Source organism: Aquibium sp. ELW1220 (assembly GCF_030398385.1).
Taxonomy (GTDB): domain Bacteria; phylum Pseudomonadota; class Alphaproteobacteria; order Rhizobiales; family Rhizobiaceae; genus Aquibium.
In genome coordinates, this window is sequence record NZ_JAOAOQ010000006.1 from 42,185 (window position 1) to 58,283 (window position 16,099).

Genomic DNA, 16,099 nt, shown 5'->3' on the forward strand with positions numbered 1-16,099 from the left:
CGCAGGCGGCCGGCCCATTCGGCCGGCCGCCTGCGTTTCAGCGGATCAGCACTTGCTGGAGACGGGGCCGAGTTCGCCGCCGAAGATCGACGGATCGTAGGTCACGACGTCGGTCGGCACTTCCTTGACGACCTGGAGCAGGTCGTACTTGTCGCGCGGGCTCTCCTTGCCCTGCACCACGAGTACCGGCTTGAAGCACTGGTGGTCGGCGGCGCGGTAGAGGGTCGGACCGTTGCCGAGGCCGTCGAATTCGAAGCCTTCGAGTGCCTTGACCACGCCTTCGGGATTGAAGGTGCCGGCCATTTCGCAGGCGTTGGCGTAGAGCAGCGCCTGGACGTAGCCGGTCTGCGCGGCCTGCGAGGGCGGCGTGCCGTATTCCTCGCCGAACGACTTGGTGAAGGCCTTGGTGCCGTCATTGTCGAGCTGCCAGTCCCAGTTGGCGGTGCCGTAGATGCCTTTGATCGCATCGCCTGCGCCCTGCGCCATGAGCTCGGAGAAGAGCGGAACGACGATCTCGAAGTTCTTGCCGTTCGCCTGCTTGTCGCGCATGCCGAACTGCACAGCCTGACGCAGCGAGTTCACCATGTCGTTGCCATAGTGGTTGAGGATCAGCACGTCGGCGCCGGAATTGAGGACCGGCGTGATGTACTGCGAGAAGTCGGCCGCGCCGAGCGGCGTGCGGACGGCCGCGACGGTCTCCCAGCCGAGCGCCTCGGTGGCGTTCTTGATGGATTCCTCCTGCGTCCAGCCCCAGGTGTAGTCGGCCGTGAGGTGATAGGCGCGGCGGTCCTTGCCATAGGCATCAGCCAGCACGGGCGCGATCGCCTGACCGGACATGTAGGCGTTGAAGAAGTGGCGGAAGCCGTTCGCCTTCTTGTCCTTGCCGGTGGTGTCGTTGGAGTGGGTCAGGCCCGACATGAAGATGACGCCCATGTCCTGGCACAGCGACTGCACAGCGACCGCGACGCCCGAGGACGAACCACCGCTGACCATGATGGCCTTGTCGCGCTCGATCATGCGGGTCGCAGAGGCGCGCGCGGCGTCCGACTTGGTCTGCGTGTCGCCGGTGACGTATTCGACCTTCTTGCCGAGAATGCCGTTGCCCTTCAGGGCGGAGCCCTTGAAGGTGTTGAGCATGCCGGCGTCGCCCTCGCCGTTGAGGTGCTTGACCGCAAGCTGGTAGGCCTTGAGCTGGTCCTTGCCCTCTTCCGCATAGGGACCGGTCTGCGGCACGTTGAAGCCGAGCACGACGCTGGAGCCGGTCGGCGCGTTGCAGAATTCCTGCGACCAGGCGCGGCTGGTGAAGATCGTGGGCATGGCGAGGCCGGCGCCCGCAAGCACGCTGCTCCGCAGGAATATACGGCGGTTCATCTTGTCGAAGTTCATGGAAGTCCTCCCTGGCTGTCGCTTCGATTCGTGAAACGGACGCGGCGACGCGCGCGACGCCTGATCCAAGCATCGCGGAGAACTGTAAATACCGCAATAAGCCTTTGGTTTAACAAGGTAGTTTTGTAAATGTTTGTATGTGAATGTCAAAGCGTGTGATAATGACTTACAAGATCGATGGCGGCGACCCTTGAGCAGCACCCTCAGAGGATGGAAGATACGCAATGCGCGGCTGGCCGGCGGGCTCTCGCAGGCCGACCTCGCGCGCCGCACAGGACTTTCGGCGCCCTACCTGAACCTCATCGAGCGGAACAAGCGCCGTGCGTCCCCGGCGATCCTGGGCCGGATCGCCGACGCGTTGGGTGTCGAGAGTTCCGAACTCGATGGCGAGGCCGACCGTCGACTGTCGGAGGAGATCGGCGAGATCATCGCGGATCCGGTGCTGGATTCGACGCAGATTTCCGCCGGGAGCGCCGAGGACCTCGTCGGAAGGGACCCCGGCTGGGCCGAGCTCATCCGGCGGCTCTACCGGGCCTATCGCGATCAGCGGCAATCGGTGCTCGCGCTGGCCGACCGGCTGAACCACGACCCGTTTCTGGGCGAAAGCGTCCACCGCCTCCTCACCCATGTCACCTCGATTCGATCGTCCGCCGAAATTCTCGCCGGCCAGATGCCGCTCGACCCGGCCGACCGCGATCGCTTCCTGTCGATCGTCACCTCGGACGGCGCGAAACTCTCCGACGCGGCGCGCTCCCTGCTCTCGTTTTTCGATGACGCCAGCATCCGCGTGCGATCGGCGACGACGATGGAGCATGTCGACGCCTTCATCTTCGAGACCAACAACTATTTCGGCTCGCTCGAGATGGCTGCGGCAGAGATTCGCGCAGGCTTCCGTCCCGGGGAAACGCCCCACATGGCAGCGCAACGCAGCCTCGAAGGCGCGACGGAGGATGCCGGAAGGATTCCGTCCAACCGCGGGTTCCAGTCGGTCCGCAGGATGGTCTCGCCGACCGTGGAGGGTGAGATCGCACGGATCGTCTCGAGTCATCCGGCGCTCCCATCCGCCGAGGCAAGGGAACTGGCCCGCTCTGCGCTCACGAGCTACGCCGCAGCGGCGGTGCTGATGCCCTACGATGATTTCCTCCAGGCAGCCGGGGCTTGCCGCTACGATCTCGACGCCCTGTGCGCCCGTTTCGGCGTCTCCTACGAGCAGGCGGCCCATCGCATCGCCACGCTGCGCAAGCCGGGTGCCGAGGGCGTCCGCTTCGCCTACATGCGCTCCGATCCGTCCGGCTTCGTCACCAAGCGCCTGCCCCTGTCGGGGTTGCCCCTGCCGCGCTACGGCACGGCCTGCCCGCTCTGGGTGATCTACGGAGCCTTCCAATCGCCGGGAGCGACCGTCCGCAGCTTCGGCGAGCTGCCGGGCGGCGAACAGTTCCTGTTCTTTGCACGGGCGGTCGAGAAGACGCCGGCCGTGGTGGGACACCCGCGCCACCTTCTCTCCATCATGCTGGCCTGTTCGGCTGCCGACGCGGCGCACGTGGTCTATGGCGATGGCCTGGACCGGAAGGCCGCCATGGTTCCGGTCGGCACCATCTGCCGCCTTTGCGCGCGGCTCGAATGCGGTGCCAGACAGGAGGCGCCTCTGATCGCGTGAACGGGGGTCGCTACGCCGGAACGAAAGACCTATGGCAGTCGCCAGCCGCAGGTTGTACTGCTTGCAGAGCTTGGGAGGGCAAGACGGATTTGACACAGGCGAGGATCCTGGTCGTCGAGGATGAACCGAACATCGTTGAGTCCTTGCGGTTCATCTTGGCCCAGGCAGGATTTGCGGTGGACGTGTCCGGCGACGGCGCCGATGCGTTGCGGCGCATGCGAAGCGGCCGGTACGATGCGGTCGTGCTCGACATCATGCTGCCGGGGCTGAACGGCTTCGACGTTCTGAAGGCCGTGCGCGCCGACCCCCGGCTGAGCGGGCTGCCGGTCATCGTGCTGACCGCCAAGGGGCAGGCGACGGACCGCAAGAGCGCGCAGGAGATCGGCGCGAGCGCCTTCATCACCAAACCCTTCGCCAATGCCGACGTGGTGGCGCAGGTGCGGAACCTGGCAGTAAGGAAATGAAGAACGCGGAACGGGAGAACAGGGGAGCGCGTGACGCCGCCGCGATCCTGCCCTTCGTGAGCGTCGTCCTTATCTTTCCCCCGCTCGTCTATATCTTTGCCGCGCCGGTGGCCGTCGCGGGCGTTCCGCTGATCGTGCTCTACCTCTTCGGCGTCTGGGCCGCCATCATCCTTGCCGCCTATCTTGTCTCGCGCCGGCTGAAGCCCGGCGTCGAGGATGCCGCAATCCGTGCGAGCTCCCCCGGCAGGCGATGATGCTGCCCGCCGACGTCGTCATCCTCGTCTGCCTCGTCTACGTGCTGATTCTCTTCGCGGTCGCCTTCGCCGGCGACCGCCGCGCCCGCAAGGACCAGGGCGGCTGGCTTTCGTCCCCGCTGGTCTACACGCTCTCGATCTCGATCTATTGCACGTCCTGGACCTTCTTCGGCGCGGTGGGGTCGGCGGCGCGCAACGGCCTCGAATTCGTGACCATCTATCTCGGACCGACGATCGTCTTCGTCGGCTGGTGGATTTTCCTGCGCAAGCTGGTCACCATCGGCCGCATCCACCACACGACGTCGATCGCCGACCTGATTTCGGCGCGCTTCGGCAAGAACCCCGCGCTCGGCGCCCTCGTGACGGTCGTGGCCCTCGTCGCGACCGCGCCCTACATCGCGCTTCAGCTCAAGGCGCTGACCGCCAGCTATCAGGTCATCACCTTCCATGCGGGTGCGGTGACCGCCGCCAACATCCCGCTCGCGCCGGATTATTCCACCGCCTTCTGGGTGGCTGCGGGGCTCTGCGTCTTTTCGATCATCTTCGGAGTGCGCAACATCGACGTCAACGAGCGGCACCAGGGTGTGGTGGCGGCCATCGCGCTGGAAGCCGTCGTCAAGCTGGTCGCGCTGCTGGTGGTGGGCATCTGGGTCGTCTCCAGCGTCGGCGATCTTCCTGCCGGCGCCTTCGCGCACGCGCCGGTCAGCCTGCTCGATCCCGAAGGCACCTTTGGCACGCGCTGGGTGACGCTGTGCTTCCTCGCCGGTGCCGCCGTCATCTGTCTGCCCCGCCAGTTCCAGGTGACGGTGGTCGAGAACTCAAGCGAGAGCCAGCTGCGCACCGCCTCGTGGCTGTTTCCGGCCTACCTCTTCCTCATCTGCCTCTTCGTCGTGCCGATCGCGCTTGCCGGGCTCGGCCGCCTGCCATCCGGCTCCAATCCCGACCTCTTCGTCCTCACCCTGCCGCTGAGCGCCGGCCAGGACACGATCGCCATGCTCGCCTTCCTGGGCGGCTTCTCCTCAGCGACCTCGATGGTGATCGTCTCCTCCATCGCGCTGTCGACCATGATCTCCAACCACATCGTCATGCCGCTCGCCTTGCGCTTCTCGCTGGTCCCCGAAGCGAGCGCGCAGATGATGCGGAGCTTCATCCTCGGCGCGCGCCGCGCGAGCATCGTCTTCATCATCCTTCTCGGCTTCCTGTACTTCCGCCTGAGCGGGACGTCGGAGGCATTGGCCGCCATCGGACTGATCTCGTTTTGCGGGGTGGCGCAGTTCCTTCCAAGTCTCGTCGGCGGGCTCTACTGGCGCCGGGCAACCGAGCGCGGCGCCATTGCCGGCATCGCGGCGGGCTTCGCCGTGTGGCTCTACGCGCTTTTCCTGCCGAGCTTCGGCGACAGTTTCGTCATGAGCGCGACGATGATCCGCGAAGGCCCGTGGGGACTGGAATGGCTGCGGCCGCACGGACTTTTCGGGCTCGACCGCTTCGACAGCCTCGTCCACGCCGTCATCTGGAGCATGCTGGCCAACATCACCCTCTTCGTCGGCGTCTCCTTGGCGACCGAACCGACGCCGCTCGCACGCTACCAGTCGCGTCTCTTCGTCGACGTCTTCCGCCGCCAGACCGAGGGCGAGTTCAGCGTGATCCGGCGGATCGCGCGTGTCGCCGAGCTCAGACAGATCGCCGATCGCGTCCTCGGCGCGTCCGAGGCCCTGGCGCTGTTTCCCGGTGGCACGGCGCGCGACCCGAACGCGATCGCCAGCGACGACCTCATCTCGCAGGTGGAGCACCGGCTGGGCGCGAGCGTGGGCGCGGCGACGGCGCGCGCGCTGGTCTCCAGCGTCGTGACCAGCGAGAGCATCAGCGTCGACGAACTCAAGCGTCTCGCAGACGAGACCGAGCAGATCCGCGCCTATTCGGCCGAACTGGAACGCAACTCCCGGCAGCTGGAGGCCGCGGCGGCCGAACTGACGCGCGCCAACGCGCGGCTGCGCGAGATCGACATGCAGAAGGACGACTTCCTGAGCCAGGTGAGCCACGAGGTCCGCACGCCGATGACCTCGATCCGCTCCTTCAGCGACATCCTCCTGTCGAACCCGGACCTGCCGGCCGGCGACATGGACCGCTACCTGCGCATCATCCAGAACGAAAGCCTGCGGCTGACGCGGCTGCTCGATGGCATCCTGGACCTGAACCGCATGGAGAACGGCGTCATGGGCTGGGACGGCAGGCCGTTCGATCCGGAAGCCGCACTGGACCGGGCGATGGAGAGCTGCGAGGCGCTGGCCAAGGCGGCCCATGTCGCGATGAAGCGGCGCGCCCGCGCATCGAAGGTCGTCGTGGACGGCGACGAAGACCGGCTGGCGCAGGTCTTCATCAATCTCATCTCGAACGCCATCCGCTACAACACCAGTGCCAGCCCACTGGTGACGGTGACCACCGCCGTGCGCAAGGGCGCCTACGAAGCCCGCATCAGCGACAACGGTCCCGGCATTCCCGAAGGCGAGCGCGACCGGATCTTCGCCAAGTTCGCAAGGGGACCCATGCCGCGTCAGGTGGGAGCCGGGCTCGGACTGGCCATCAGCCGCCAGATCGTCGACCGCTTCGGCGGCACGCTCGAACTGGCGAGCCCCGGCGGCGGCGGCGCGGAATTCGTGCTGACGATACCCCTGCACACGAACCCGGCGGCGAAACGGCCGTCGTGAGAGAGCGGACTGGCGCCAAGCGCGGCATCGACACCGGCCGGAGCCGGGCTCAGGTCTTCCGGAGCGGGCACCGGGGTCGGCTTGTCCCCTTCCGCAAGCGCGAAAACGAAGCGAACGGAGCGCCTCGTGAGATCGCAGTCCGCCGCGGTTCTTTCACCCGAAGCCGGTAGGGGCCGGACCGCTTCCGGAGGAACTCCTCCGGACATCCGGTCCGGGCGACACACGAGATGGGACTGACCGGGACGTCCGGAAAGTCGACGCGTCTCGAAGAGCGGTTTTCACGCCATGCCGAGCGCGGCCAGGTAGAGATCGAGGATCGCCTCCTCCTCCTGCCGCTCGTTGGCATCCTTCTTGCGCAGCCGGATGATGGTGCGCACCGCCTTGGCGTCGAAGCCCGTGCCCTTCAATTCGGCATAGACGTCCTTGATGTCGTCGGCGATCGTCTGCTTCTCCTCCTCGAGGCGCTCGATGCGCTCGATGAAGGCGCGCAGCTGGCCTGCGGCGATCGTCTGGGAGGATTCTTCGGTGATCTCGTCGGCCATGCTCGTGCTCCGCTTTGGAAGGGGCGCCGCGACTCTGTTCGGGCGGCGCCTGAATTCGAGGCGTCTCGATGCATCAGCCGGCCGGAAGGGTCAAGCCGCAAGCGATCAAAACACGGCCGTCCGTGGGTAGTAGAATGAGGCGAGCCGCCGAGGCCTCACCCGCCGGGCACGTCCTTCATGGCAAGCCTCGCGGAAAGCGTCTCCATGCGTTCCGCCAGCCCGGAAAGGGCTCCGACCACGGTCGCGTCGGTCCGGTCCGCCTTGGCGAGCGCCTCGTCACGGGTCTTGCGCAGCGTTGCGACCTCCGTCTCGAGACCCTTCACGCGGTGCTGCAGCTCCGACAGCTCGTCCATCACCATGATGCCCGCCATCACCGCGAGCCGGTGATCGCCGATCTCGCCGAAGGAGGCCTTGAGGTGGCCGACATAGCGGTCGAACTTCTGCGCCAGATCGAGGAGATGGTCCTCCTGCCCTTCGTCGCAGGCCATCCGGTACGATTTGCCGTCGATGCTGACGGTGACTTGCGCCATGGGGACCCTACCTGTCGAGGACGGCTCGGATGGTCTCCATGGCGGTGACCAGACGGCGCGACACTTCCTTGTTGGCGTCCTGCAGGCGCTCGGCGCGCGCCTCCGAGGCGTCGAGTTCCTGCGCGAGCCGGGAGCGGTCGGCGTTCATGCGCTGCACCTCCGCCTCCGCCTCGGCATAGTCCTGGCCCTGCTCGATCCGCGCCATAGCCGCGTTTTCGAGCACGTCCATGGCCTTGCCGAGCCGGTTGATGACCTCTTTCAGTGTCGCTTCCACGGCCGTTCCTGCGCGGAGAACCCGAATCGTGCGCGTTGCGAGCGCGTTATCCGTGAAAGATTAGACGCCGCATGAAAGGGGCGTCAACAAACTCCGCACCCCGGTCCCCAGCAAAGACGTCGACCAGCCGGCGGCCTGTCGCCCCAAAGCTGTCGATGCCGGACAGCACGAGGCCGGGATTTGTTGACTCGCAATCGGCACCTGCTATGTGTCGCCTCGCCTTTCCGGGGCATTTCGCGGGCCTTTGCGTGGTCCGTTCCAGCCGTTTCACGACGAGAGAGCCACCATGCCCGTTTCCGACCATCATGCCCGCATGGCCAATGCGATCCGCTTCCTGTCGGTGGACGCCGTGGAGAAAGCCAATTCCGGGCATCCCGGCCTGCCGATGGGTGCGGCCGACATCGCCACCGTGCTGTACACGCGCTTCCTGAAGCACGACCCGCATCACCCGCACTGGCCCGACCGCGACCGCTTCGTGCTGTCGGCAGGCCACGGCTCGATGCTGCTCTACTCGCTGCTCTACCTGACCGGCTACGAGGACATCACGATCGGCGAGATCGAGAAGTTCCGCCAGCTCGGCTCGAAGACCGCCGGCCATCCCGAGTTCGGCCACGCCGCCGGCATCGAGACGACGACCGGCCCGCTGGGCCAGGGCCTGGCCAATGCCGTCGGCATGGCGATGGCCGAGCGCATCATGAACGCCCGCTTCGGCGACGATCTCGTCGACCATCACACCTATGTGCTGGCCGGTGACGGCTGCCTGATGGAAGGCATCAGCCAGGAGGCGATTGCGCTGGCCGGCCACCTGAAGCTGTCGAAGCTGATCGTGCTGTTCGACGACAACGGCATCTCCATCGACGGCCCGATCTCCCTGTCCGATTCGACCGACCAGTGCGCACGCTTCGAAGCGTCGAACTGGCACGTCCAGCGCTGCGACGGCCACGACGCTCAGGCGATCGCCCGGGCGATCGAGGCGGCGAAGGCCTCCGACAAGCCGTCGATGATCGCCTGCAAGACCACGATCGGTTTCGGCGCCCCCACCCGCGCCGGCTCGAACAAGGCGCACGGCTCGCCGCTCGGCGCCGAGGAGATCGCCGGTGCGCGCAAGGCGCTCGGCTGGGATGCCAAGCCCTTCGTCGTGCCCTCCGACATTCTCGACATGTGGCGGCTGGCCGGCCTGCGCTCGACCAAGGAGCGCAAGGAATGGGACGCCCGCCTCACCGCGGCCAGCGGCGAGATCCGCACCGAGTTCGAGCGCCGCATGCGCGGCGAACTGCCCGGCGGCTTCGAGAGCGCCATGGCCGACTACAAGAAGAAGCTCGCAGCCGAGAAACCGAAGCTGGCGACCCGCAAGTCGTCGGAGAACGCGCTCGAGGTGATCAACGCGGCGGTTCCCGAGACGATCGGCGGCTCGGCCGACCTGACCGGCTCGAACAACACCAAGACCAGCCAGACGAAGCCCTTCTCCGCGGACGACTATTCCGGACGCTACGTCTATTACGGCATCCGCGAGCACGGCATGGCCGCGGCCATGAACGGCATGGCGCTGCATGGCGGCGTCATCCCCTATGGCGGCACCTTTCTCGTCTTCACCGACTACTGCCGGCCGTCCATCCGCCTCTCGGCACTGATGGGCCTGCGGGTGATCTACGTCATGACGCACGATTCCATCGGTCTCGGCGAAGACGGTCCGACGCACCAGCCGGTCGAGCACATGGCCGCGCTGCGCACCATTCCCAACCTGCGCGTCTTCCGCCCGGCCGACGCGGTGGAGACGGCGGAGTGCTGGCAGCTGGCGCTCGAGGACACGACCGGACCGTCGGTTCTGGCGCTGACCCGCCAGAACCTGCCCGCCGTCCGCACCGAGCATGTCGAGGAAAATCTCTGCGGCTTCGGCGCTTACGAACTGGAGACCGCGAGCGACGATGCCGTCGTGACGATCTTCGCCACCGGCTCCGAGATCGAGATCGCTCTCGCCGCCCGCAAGAAGCTCGAGGCGAACGGCCACCCGACCCGCGTCGTGTCGGTGCCGTCGATGGAGCGCTTCGCGATGCAGACCAGGCAGTACCGCACCGCCATCGTCGGCAATGCGCCGATCCGTGTCGCGATCGAGGCCGGCATTCGTCAGCCCTGGGACGCACTGATCGGACAGGACGGCATCTTCGTCGGCATGAAGAGCTTCGGCGCCAGCGGCAGGTACGAGGACCTCTACGCGCATTTCGGCATCACGGCCGAAGCGGTGGTGACGGCCGTCGAGGAGCGGCTGCACGAGGCGGCCTGAGCACGCTTTCGCGGCGCCTGGCAATCCTGTCGCGGCGCCGCCGGCGGGGGACTGGTCGATGTTTATCGATTGAAAGGCCCCTGGCCGAACGGATTTGCCGATGGCGGCGCGGCCGTGCGGCTGGATTCTTGGTCGCCGCGTCGCTAAGAAGCGGCAACCATCAAGCGAGGGCGTTTCCACGCCCGCAGTTTCCCTCCAGGAGGTATCCAGCATGTCGGTAAAGATCGCCATCAACGGCTTCGGCCGCATCGGCCGCAACATCGTCCGCGCCATCTACGAGTCCGGCCGCAAGGACATCGACATCGTCGCTATCAACGATCTCGGTCCGGTCGAGACCAATGCGCACCTCCTGCGCTACGACAGCGTGCACGGCCGCTTTCCCTCGCAGGTCACGGTGAAGGGCGACGAGATCCATGTCGGCAGCGACTCCTTCAAGGTCTTCGCCGAGCGTGACCCCTCGAAGCTGCCCTGGGGCGAACTCGGCATCGACATCGTTATGGAATGCACCGGCATCTTCACCTCGAAGGACAAGGCCTCCGCTCACCTGGCGGCCGGCGCCAAGCGGGTCATCGTCTCCGCCCCGGCCGACGGCGCCGACCTGACCGTGGTCTACGGCGTCAACCACGACAAGCTGTCGAAGGACCACGTCGTCATCTCCAACGCCTCCTGCACGACGAACTGCCTCGCCCCCGTGGCCATGGTGCTCAACGACGCCTTCGGCATCGAGAAGGGCTTCATGACCACCATCCACTCCTACACGGGCGACCAGCCGACGCTGGACACCATGCACAAGGACCTCTACCGCGCCCGCGCGGCTGCGATGTCGATGATCCCGACCTCCACCGGCGCGGCCAAGGCCGTCGGCCTCGTCCTGCCGGAGCTGAAGGGCAAGCTCGACGGCGTCTCCATCCGCGTGCCGACCCCGAACGTCTCCGTCATCGACTTCAAGTTCGTGCCGAAGCGTGACGTCACGGTCGAGGAAGTCAACGCCGCGCTCGTCGCGGCTGCCGACGGCAAGCTCAAGGGCATCCTGGCCTATACCCACGATCCGCTCGTCTCGATCGACATGAACCACGACGCGGCCTCCTCCACGGTGGCCCTCGACCAGACCAAGGTGATCGAGGGCAACCTCGTGCGCGTGATGTCCTGGTACGACAACGAGTGGGGCTTCTCGAACCGGATGTCGGACACGGCCGCGGCCTTCGCCAAGACCATCTGACGACAGGATGGCCCTGGACGGCAACGAACCGTTCTGGCTGTTTCTCGGCGTGGTCGCCCTGATGGCGGCCTTCGCCCTGATCCGGAGGGCGCGCCGCCCCTCCCGCCCCGGCGCCATGCGCTGGGGCCGCGAAGGCGCTAGCCGCCGGGACGACCCGGCCCGGGCGAGCCCGCCCGGACGCTGGGAGAACGATTCCAGCCGAGGTCCCGGCAGCACGGACAGCGGCGCCAGCGACGGCGGGAGCTGACAGCAGCCTCGCCATCATGACCTGACCTCGGCTTCGGCCGTACCGGCCACCCGTCTCCCGCAGACCCGGGAAATGTCGGCCCGGCCGCCCTGGGGCGCATTCTGTGCACGCCAGACTTGCCCCCGCCATGCCTTCGCCGCACTGTGGGCGGACAGCGCGACGGAGGGTTCGGGACATCGGCATGGACAGCGTCTACCTGGCGATCATGATCGGCACGGCATTGGTGCTTGCGGCTGCATTCTCCAGCCTGATCGCCTTTCGCTTCGGCGCCCCGCTGCTGCTCATCTTCCTTGGGATCGGACTGCTGGCCGGCGTCGACGGCCTGGGGCTCGACTTCGACAATGCCGCGATCGCCTATTTCATCGGCTCGCTGGCGCTGGCCGTCATCCTGTTCGATTCGGGGTTCGGAACGCAGCTCTCGGTCTTTCGTCAGGCCGCGTTGCCTGCCCTGTCGCTGGCAACCGTCGGCGTGGCCATCACCGCCGGCGTCTTCGGCGTGGCCGCCTACTACGTGACGCCCCTGTCCTGGCTCGAATCCTTCCTGCTTGGCGCGACCATCGCCTCGACGGATGCGGCCGCGGTGTTCTTCCTGCTGCGTGCCGGCAACCTCAACCTGCGCGACCGGGTGCGCTCGACGCTGGAAGTCGAATCGGGCTCGAACGACCCGATCGCCATCTTCCTCACCATCACGCTCGTCTCCGTCATCGCGGCGGGTGGTTCGCCGGAGGCGGACTGGCTGCTCATGGACATCCTCCAGGGCTTCGTCATGCAGATGGGTCTCGGTCTTGCCGCGGGCGTCACCGGCGGCTTCCTGATGGCACGGCTCGTCGACCGGCTGGAGCTCGACATCGGCCTCCTGCCGATCTTCGTGATCGCGCTGGCCCTGCTGCTCTTCGGCGTCGCCGGCGCGATAGGCGGCTCGGGTTTCCTCGCCGTCTACGTCGCCGGGCTCATCGCCGGCAATTCCCGCATCCGCTCGGCCGCGCGGCTGAAGCGCTTCCAGGACGGCATCTCCTGGCTGGCGCAGATCATCATGTTCCTCGTGCTCGGGCTCTTCGCCACGCCCTCGCAGTTCGGCGCGATCGCGCTGCCGGCGATCGGCCTCGGCCTGTTCCTGATCTTCGTGGCCCGACCGCTCGCCGTCTGGCTCTGCCTGGTCCCGTTCCGCTTTGCCCGCGCCGAGACCGCCTTCGTCTCGTGGGTCGGCCTGCGGGGCGCGGTCTCGATCCTGCTCGCCCTGACGCCCCTGCTCGACGACCTGCCCAATGGCGGCTACGTCTTCAACAGCGCCTTCATCATCGTCCTCGTCTCGCTGGTGGTGCAGGGCTGGACCATCGGGCCGCTGGCGCGGCGGCTGGGGCTCGTCGTGCCACCGCGGATCGGGCCGCTCGACAAGGTGGAACTGGAACTGCCCGGCGCGGCGCGGCACGAACTCCTCGCCTATCGCGTCGCCGCGGGAAGCCCTGTGGCCCGCGGCGTGCGCATTCCCCGCTGGGCGCGTCCGTCGCTGGTCGTGCGCGAGGGGCGCTCGATGGCCTATCAATATGCCGGCCGCCTGGCCGTCGACGACCACGTCTACATCTTCGTGCCGGACCGCTATCCGCCGCTGCTCGACCGGCTGTTCGCCAGCCGTGCCGATCTCGACGAGGACGACGCCGACTTCTTCGGCGAATTCGCAGTCGATGCGACGCGACCCGCGTCCGACCTCGACTCGGCCTACGGGATGGGCCTGTCGGAAGAAGAAGCCAGGCTGACGATCGCCGAACTCGTCATCGCCCGCCTCGGCGGCCGTGCCGAATATGCCGACCGGGTCATCGTCGGCCCGATCGAGCTGATCGTCCGCGACGTCGGCGAGGACGGCACGCTTGCGTCCGTCGGTCTGTCGACCGAGCCGCACCACGCCGCGCCGCAGGTTCCCGTCTTCCTCAGCGCCGGCGAGATGCGCGATCGCATGGTCGACGCCGTGCGCCGCTGGCGCGAGCGAAGGCGCGAAGCGAGGCTCCGCAGGAGCGAGGTGGAGGCCGCGCGCCAGGCCGATGCCGGACGCGGTCCCGACGTTGTGCTGCCGCGCGATCCGGACTGACCATCCCTTGCGCGTGTCGGGGCAAAATGTATGGTCCCGCCGACTGAATTCACGGAGACGACGATGCCCGACTTCAAGACCCTCGACGATATCGGCGACGTGACGGACAAGCGCGTCCTGCTGCGCGTCGACCTCAACGTGCCGATGAAGGACGGGACTGTAACCGATGCGACCCGGATCGAGCGCGTCGCCCCCACCATCGCCGAACTGTCGGACAGGGGCGCGAAGGTGATCCTGCTTGCGCATTTCGGTCGCCCGAAGGATGGACCCGACCCGGACCTGTCGCTCGCCCCCATTGCGGCCGCAACCGAAGCGGTGCTCGACCGCCGGGTCCACTTCGCGTCCGACTGCGTCGGCGACGTGGCGGCCGGCGCTGTCGCCGCGATGGCGGGCGGTGACATCCTGCTTCTGGAGAACACCCGCTTCCACAAGGGCGAGGAGAAGAACGACCCGGCATTCGTCAAGGCGCTGGCGGCTAATGGCGACGTCTACGTCAACGACGCCTTTTCGGCCGCGCACCGCGCCCACGCCTCGACCGAGGGCCTTGCACACCTGCTGCCGGCCTATGCCGGCCGCACCATGCAGGCCGAGCTGGAGGCGCTGGAGAAGGGTCTCGGCAATCCCCGGCGTCCGGTGGTCGCGATCGTCGGCGGCGCCAAGGTGTCCTCGAAGATCGACCTCCTCATGAACCTGGTGAAGAAGGTCGACGCGCTGGTGATCGGCGGCGGCATGGCCAATACCTTCCTCGCCGCGCGCGGCACAGATGTCGGCAAGTCGCTATGCGAGCATGATTTGGCGGCGACCGCCAAGCAGATCATGATCGAGGCGGCGACAGCCGGCTGTGCCGTCGTGCTGCCCATCGACGGCGTCGTGGCCCGCGAGTTCAAGGCGGGCGCAGCGAGCGAGACCGTCGCGATCGACGCGGTTCCCGCCGACGCGATGATCCTCGACGTCGGGCCGAAGACCGTGGACACCGTAAACGCCTGGATCGATCGGGCGGCCACGGTGGTCTGGAACGGTCCGCTCGGCGCCTTCGAGATCGCCCCCTTCGACGCCGCGACGGTGGCGGCAGCGAAGTTCGCGGCCGCTCAGACCCGCGAAGGCCGGCTCGTCTCGGTCGCCGGCGGCGGTGATACGGTGGCGGCGCTGCACCATGCCGGCGTTGCCGACGACTTCACCTATGTCTCTACCGCCGGCGGCGCCTTCCTCGAATGGATGGAAGGCAAGCCCCTCCCCGGCGTCGACGTTCTCAGGCGATAGCACGGCACGTCGCGGGAGCCGCCGGAAGCCAGGCGGGCAGCCTGGCCCGTCGGCTCAACCTGCGTGATGGGGTGTCATGCACAGCATGGCGATCCCGACGAGCACGATCGCCGCTCCGGCAAGTTCGCGCATCGTGTACTGCTCGCCGAGGAACCAGACAGCCACGAGGAAGGTCATCAGGAACTCGATCGCGAGGATCAGGATGATCACGTGTCCCAGCCGTGTCGTGCGCAGCACCTCGATCTCGAACCAGGCAGCGGCCGACAGCGTCAGGATGACGGCCGGAATCAGGACGAGATAGGTCGACCCGCCCCAGGCCTTCATGATCCAGCTCGCCGCCATGTAGAAGAAGGCGGCGCCGGACGCCAGCATGAGCGTGATCATCTGTGACATGCGAACTCCGTGTCGGATGATGCCGCAGGATAGCCGGTCCATGCGCGCGATCCTTGCGGACCCTGGAGCCTTGCGGGCCTGACGCAGAGGAACCTACTCCGGAAGAATGCCGTCTTCTGTTAAGGCCTTAACACTCCGCGCGGCAATTTTCCCAACGATATCAAAGATTTGCAACCAAAGCGCGAGTGTCGCCGCAGCTTTCCCGGCGACACGATGGGGGCTCCGCGCGCCCAGTCTCAGTCCGCGCGCCCTGCCCGGGTGCCGAGGAGCGCGAGGCCGGCGAAGGCCATGATGGCACCGAGCACCTCGCGGCCGGGATAGATCTCGTTCAGGGAAAGGATGGTCGCGACCACCGCCATCGAGACTTCGAGGGCGACGACCAGCGCGACGATCGGTCCGAAGCGGAATCGGCGCGGCGAGGCGGCCTCGATCCACGCGCTGGCCAGCATCGTGACGATGGCCAGAGGGATGAGGATCAGGTAGGGCGAACCGCCGAGCGGCTCGATGATCCAGGTCGCGACGACGTACACGACGGCTGCGCCTGAACCGAAAAGGGCGGTGGTGATCGGTGACATCTGGAAGGCTCCCAAACAAGGCCGTGCCCCGTTTGCATATGTTCGTGGGCCCGTGTGGCAACACGGGCCGGGGACGTTGGTGATGGAGCCAACCTAGCGCCCGCCGCACCAGAGGTCCGTTAACTGTTTAACACTCGTCAAATAGTGTCGGCTCCCGCTAAACCGATTGAATATTTTTCAATCGGTTCAAGGGCTTGCAGCGGCGTTCCGTTTGCTTGGCGCTTCTGTT

The 16,099-nt window shown here is 66.8% G+C and carries 14 protein-coding genes; 8 read left to right on the top strand and 6 right to left on the bottom strand.

The genetic code is table 11. The features are described 5' to 3' along the window. Positions 1-45: 45 nt before the first annotated feature. On the bottom strand, positions 46-1,386 hold the full coding sequence (locus N1F91_RS07570) for a substrate-binding protein (protein WP_289991201.1): 1,341 nt from the start codon (positions 1,384-1,386) through the stop codon (positions 46-48). A 190-nt stretch (positions 1,387-1,576) separates the two neighbouring features. On the opposite strand from N1F91_RS07570, the gene N1F91_RS07575 reads away from it, so the two are divergent. From N1F91_RS07575 to N1F91_RS07590, 4 genes are read left to right on the top strand one after another with little or no spacing between them, the layout of a single operon-like run. Next, positions 1,577-3,043 carry a helix-turn-helix transcriptional regulator gene (locus N1F91_RS07575; RefSeq protein ID WP_289991202.1) on the top strand — a complete coding sequence of 489 codons (1,467 nt, stop codon included), beginning with the start codon at positions 1,577-1,579 and terminating at the stop codon, positions 3,041-3,043. Further along, positions 3,040-3,507 (top strand): response regulator, encoded by a 468-nt coding sequence (locus N1F91_RS07580; RefSeq protein ID WP_289991203.1) that lies wholly within the window; start codon positions 3,040-3,042, stop codon positions 3,505-3,507. The genes N1F91_RS07575 and N1F91_RS07580 overlap by 4 nt, the downstream gene beginning before the upstream one ends. After that, a complete protein-coding gene (locus tag N1F91_RS07585; RefSeq protein WP_289991204.1) occupies positions 3,504-3,761 on the top strand; it encodes a hypothetical protein in 258 nt (85 codons plus the stop codon). The genes N1F91_RS07580 and N1F91_RS07585 overlap by 4 nt, the downstream gene beginning before the upstream one ends. Beyond that, positions 3,758-6,466, top strand: a complete 2,709-nt coding sequence (locus N1F91_RS07590) for a sensor histidine kinase (RefSeq protein WP_289991205.1) — start codon at positions 3,758-3,760, stop codon at positions 6,464-6,466. The genes N1F91_RS07585 and N1F91_RS07590 overlap by 4 nt, the downstream gene beginning before the upstream one ends. Positions 6,467-6,744: 278 nt before the next feature. Here the strand turns inward: N1F91_RS07590 and N1F91_RS07595 are convergent, their stop codons facing one another. The 3 genes from N1F91_RS07595 to N1F91_RS07605 form a co-directional block, all read right to left on the bottom strand. Further along, positions 6,745-7,008: a DUF2312 domain-containing protein gene (locus tag N1F91_RS07595; RefSeq protein WP_126701369.1), complete on the bottom strand. Its 264-nt coding sequence runs from the start codon at positions 7,006-7,008 to the stop codon at positions 6,745-6,747. 155 nt (positions 7,009-7,163) lie between these two features. Then, positions 7,164-7,538 carry a cell division protein ZapA gene (locus tag N1F91_RS07600; RefSeq protein ID WP_289991206.1) on the bottom strand — a complete coding sequence of 125 codons (375 nt, stop codon included), beginning with the start codon at positions 7,536-7,538 and terminating at the stop codon, positions 7,164-7,166. 7 nt (positions 7,539-7,545) lie between these two features. Further along, on the bottom strand, positions 7,546-7,812 hold the full coding sequence (locus N1F91_RS07605; protein ID WP_275403581.1) for a DUF4164 domain-containing protein: 267 nt from the start codon (positions 7,810-7,812) through the stop codon (positions 7,546-7,548). A 286-nt stretch (positions 7,813-8,098) separates the two neighbouring features. Here N1F91_RS07605 and tkt point away from each other — a divergent pair, with 286 nt between their 5' ends. The 4 genes from tkt to N1F91_RS07625 all read left to right on the top strand — a co-directional run bounded on the left by tkt (position 8,099) and on the right by N1F91_RS07625 (position 14,902). Next, the gene (gene tkt, locus N1F91_RS07610) at positions 8,099-10,093 is read left to right on the top strand and encodes a transketolase (protein ID WP_289991208.1); all 1,995 of its coding nucleotides are present in this window, start codon (positions 8,099-8,101) and stop codon (positions 10,091-10,093) included. Positions 10,094-10,304: 211 nt separating this feature from the next. After that, positions 10,305-11,312, top strand: coding sequence for a type I glyceraldehyde-3-phosphate dehydrogenase (gene gap, locus N1F91_RS07615; RefSeq protein WP_289991209.1), 1,008 nt, complete (start codon positions 10,305-10,307; stop codon positions 11,310-11,312). A gap of 428 nt (positions 11,313-11,740) precedes the next feature. Then, positions 11,741-13,642 (top strand): potassium/proton antiporter, encoded by a 1,902-nt coding sequence (locus tag N1F91_RS07620; RefSeq protein WP_289991210.1) that lies wholly within the window; start codon positions 11,741-11,743, stop codon positions 13,640-13,642. Between the two features lie 63 nt (positions 13,643-13,705). Then, on the top strand, positions 13,706-14,902 hold the full coding sequence (locus tag N1F91_RS07625; protein ID WP_289991211.1) for a phosphoglycerate kinase: 1,197 nt from the start codon (positions 13,706-13,708) through the stop codon (positions 14,900-14,902). A 54-nt stretch (positions 14,903-14,956) separates the two neighbouring features. Here the strand turns inward: N1F91_RS07625 and N1F91_RS07630 are convergent, their stop codons facing one another. Continuing rightward, positions 14,957-15,295, bottom strand: a complete 339-nt coding sequence (locus tag N1F91_RS07630) for a hypothetical protein (RefSeq protein ID WP_289991212.1) — start codon at positions 15,293-15,295, stop codon at positions 14,957-14,959. Between the two features lie 236 nt (positions 15,296-15,531). Beyond that, positions 15,532-15,870 (bottom strand): hypothetical protein, encoded by a 339-nt coding sequence (locus N1F91_RS07635; protein WP_289991213.1) that lies wholly within the window; start codon positions 15,868-15,870, stop codon positions 15,532-15,534. Between the last annotated feature and the right edge of the window lie 229 nt (positions 15,871-16,099).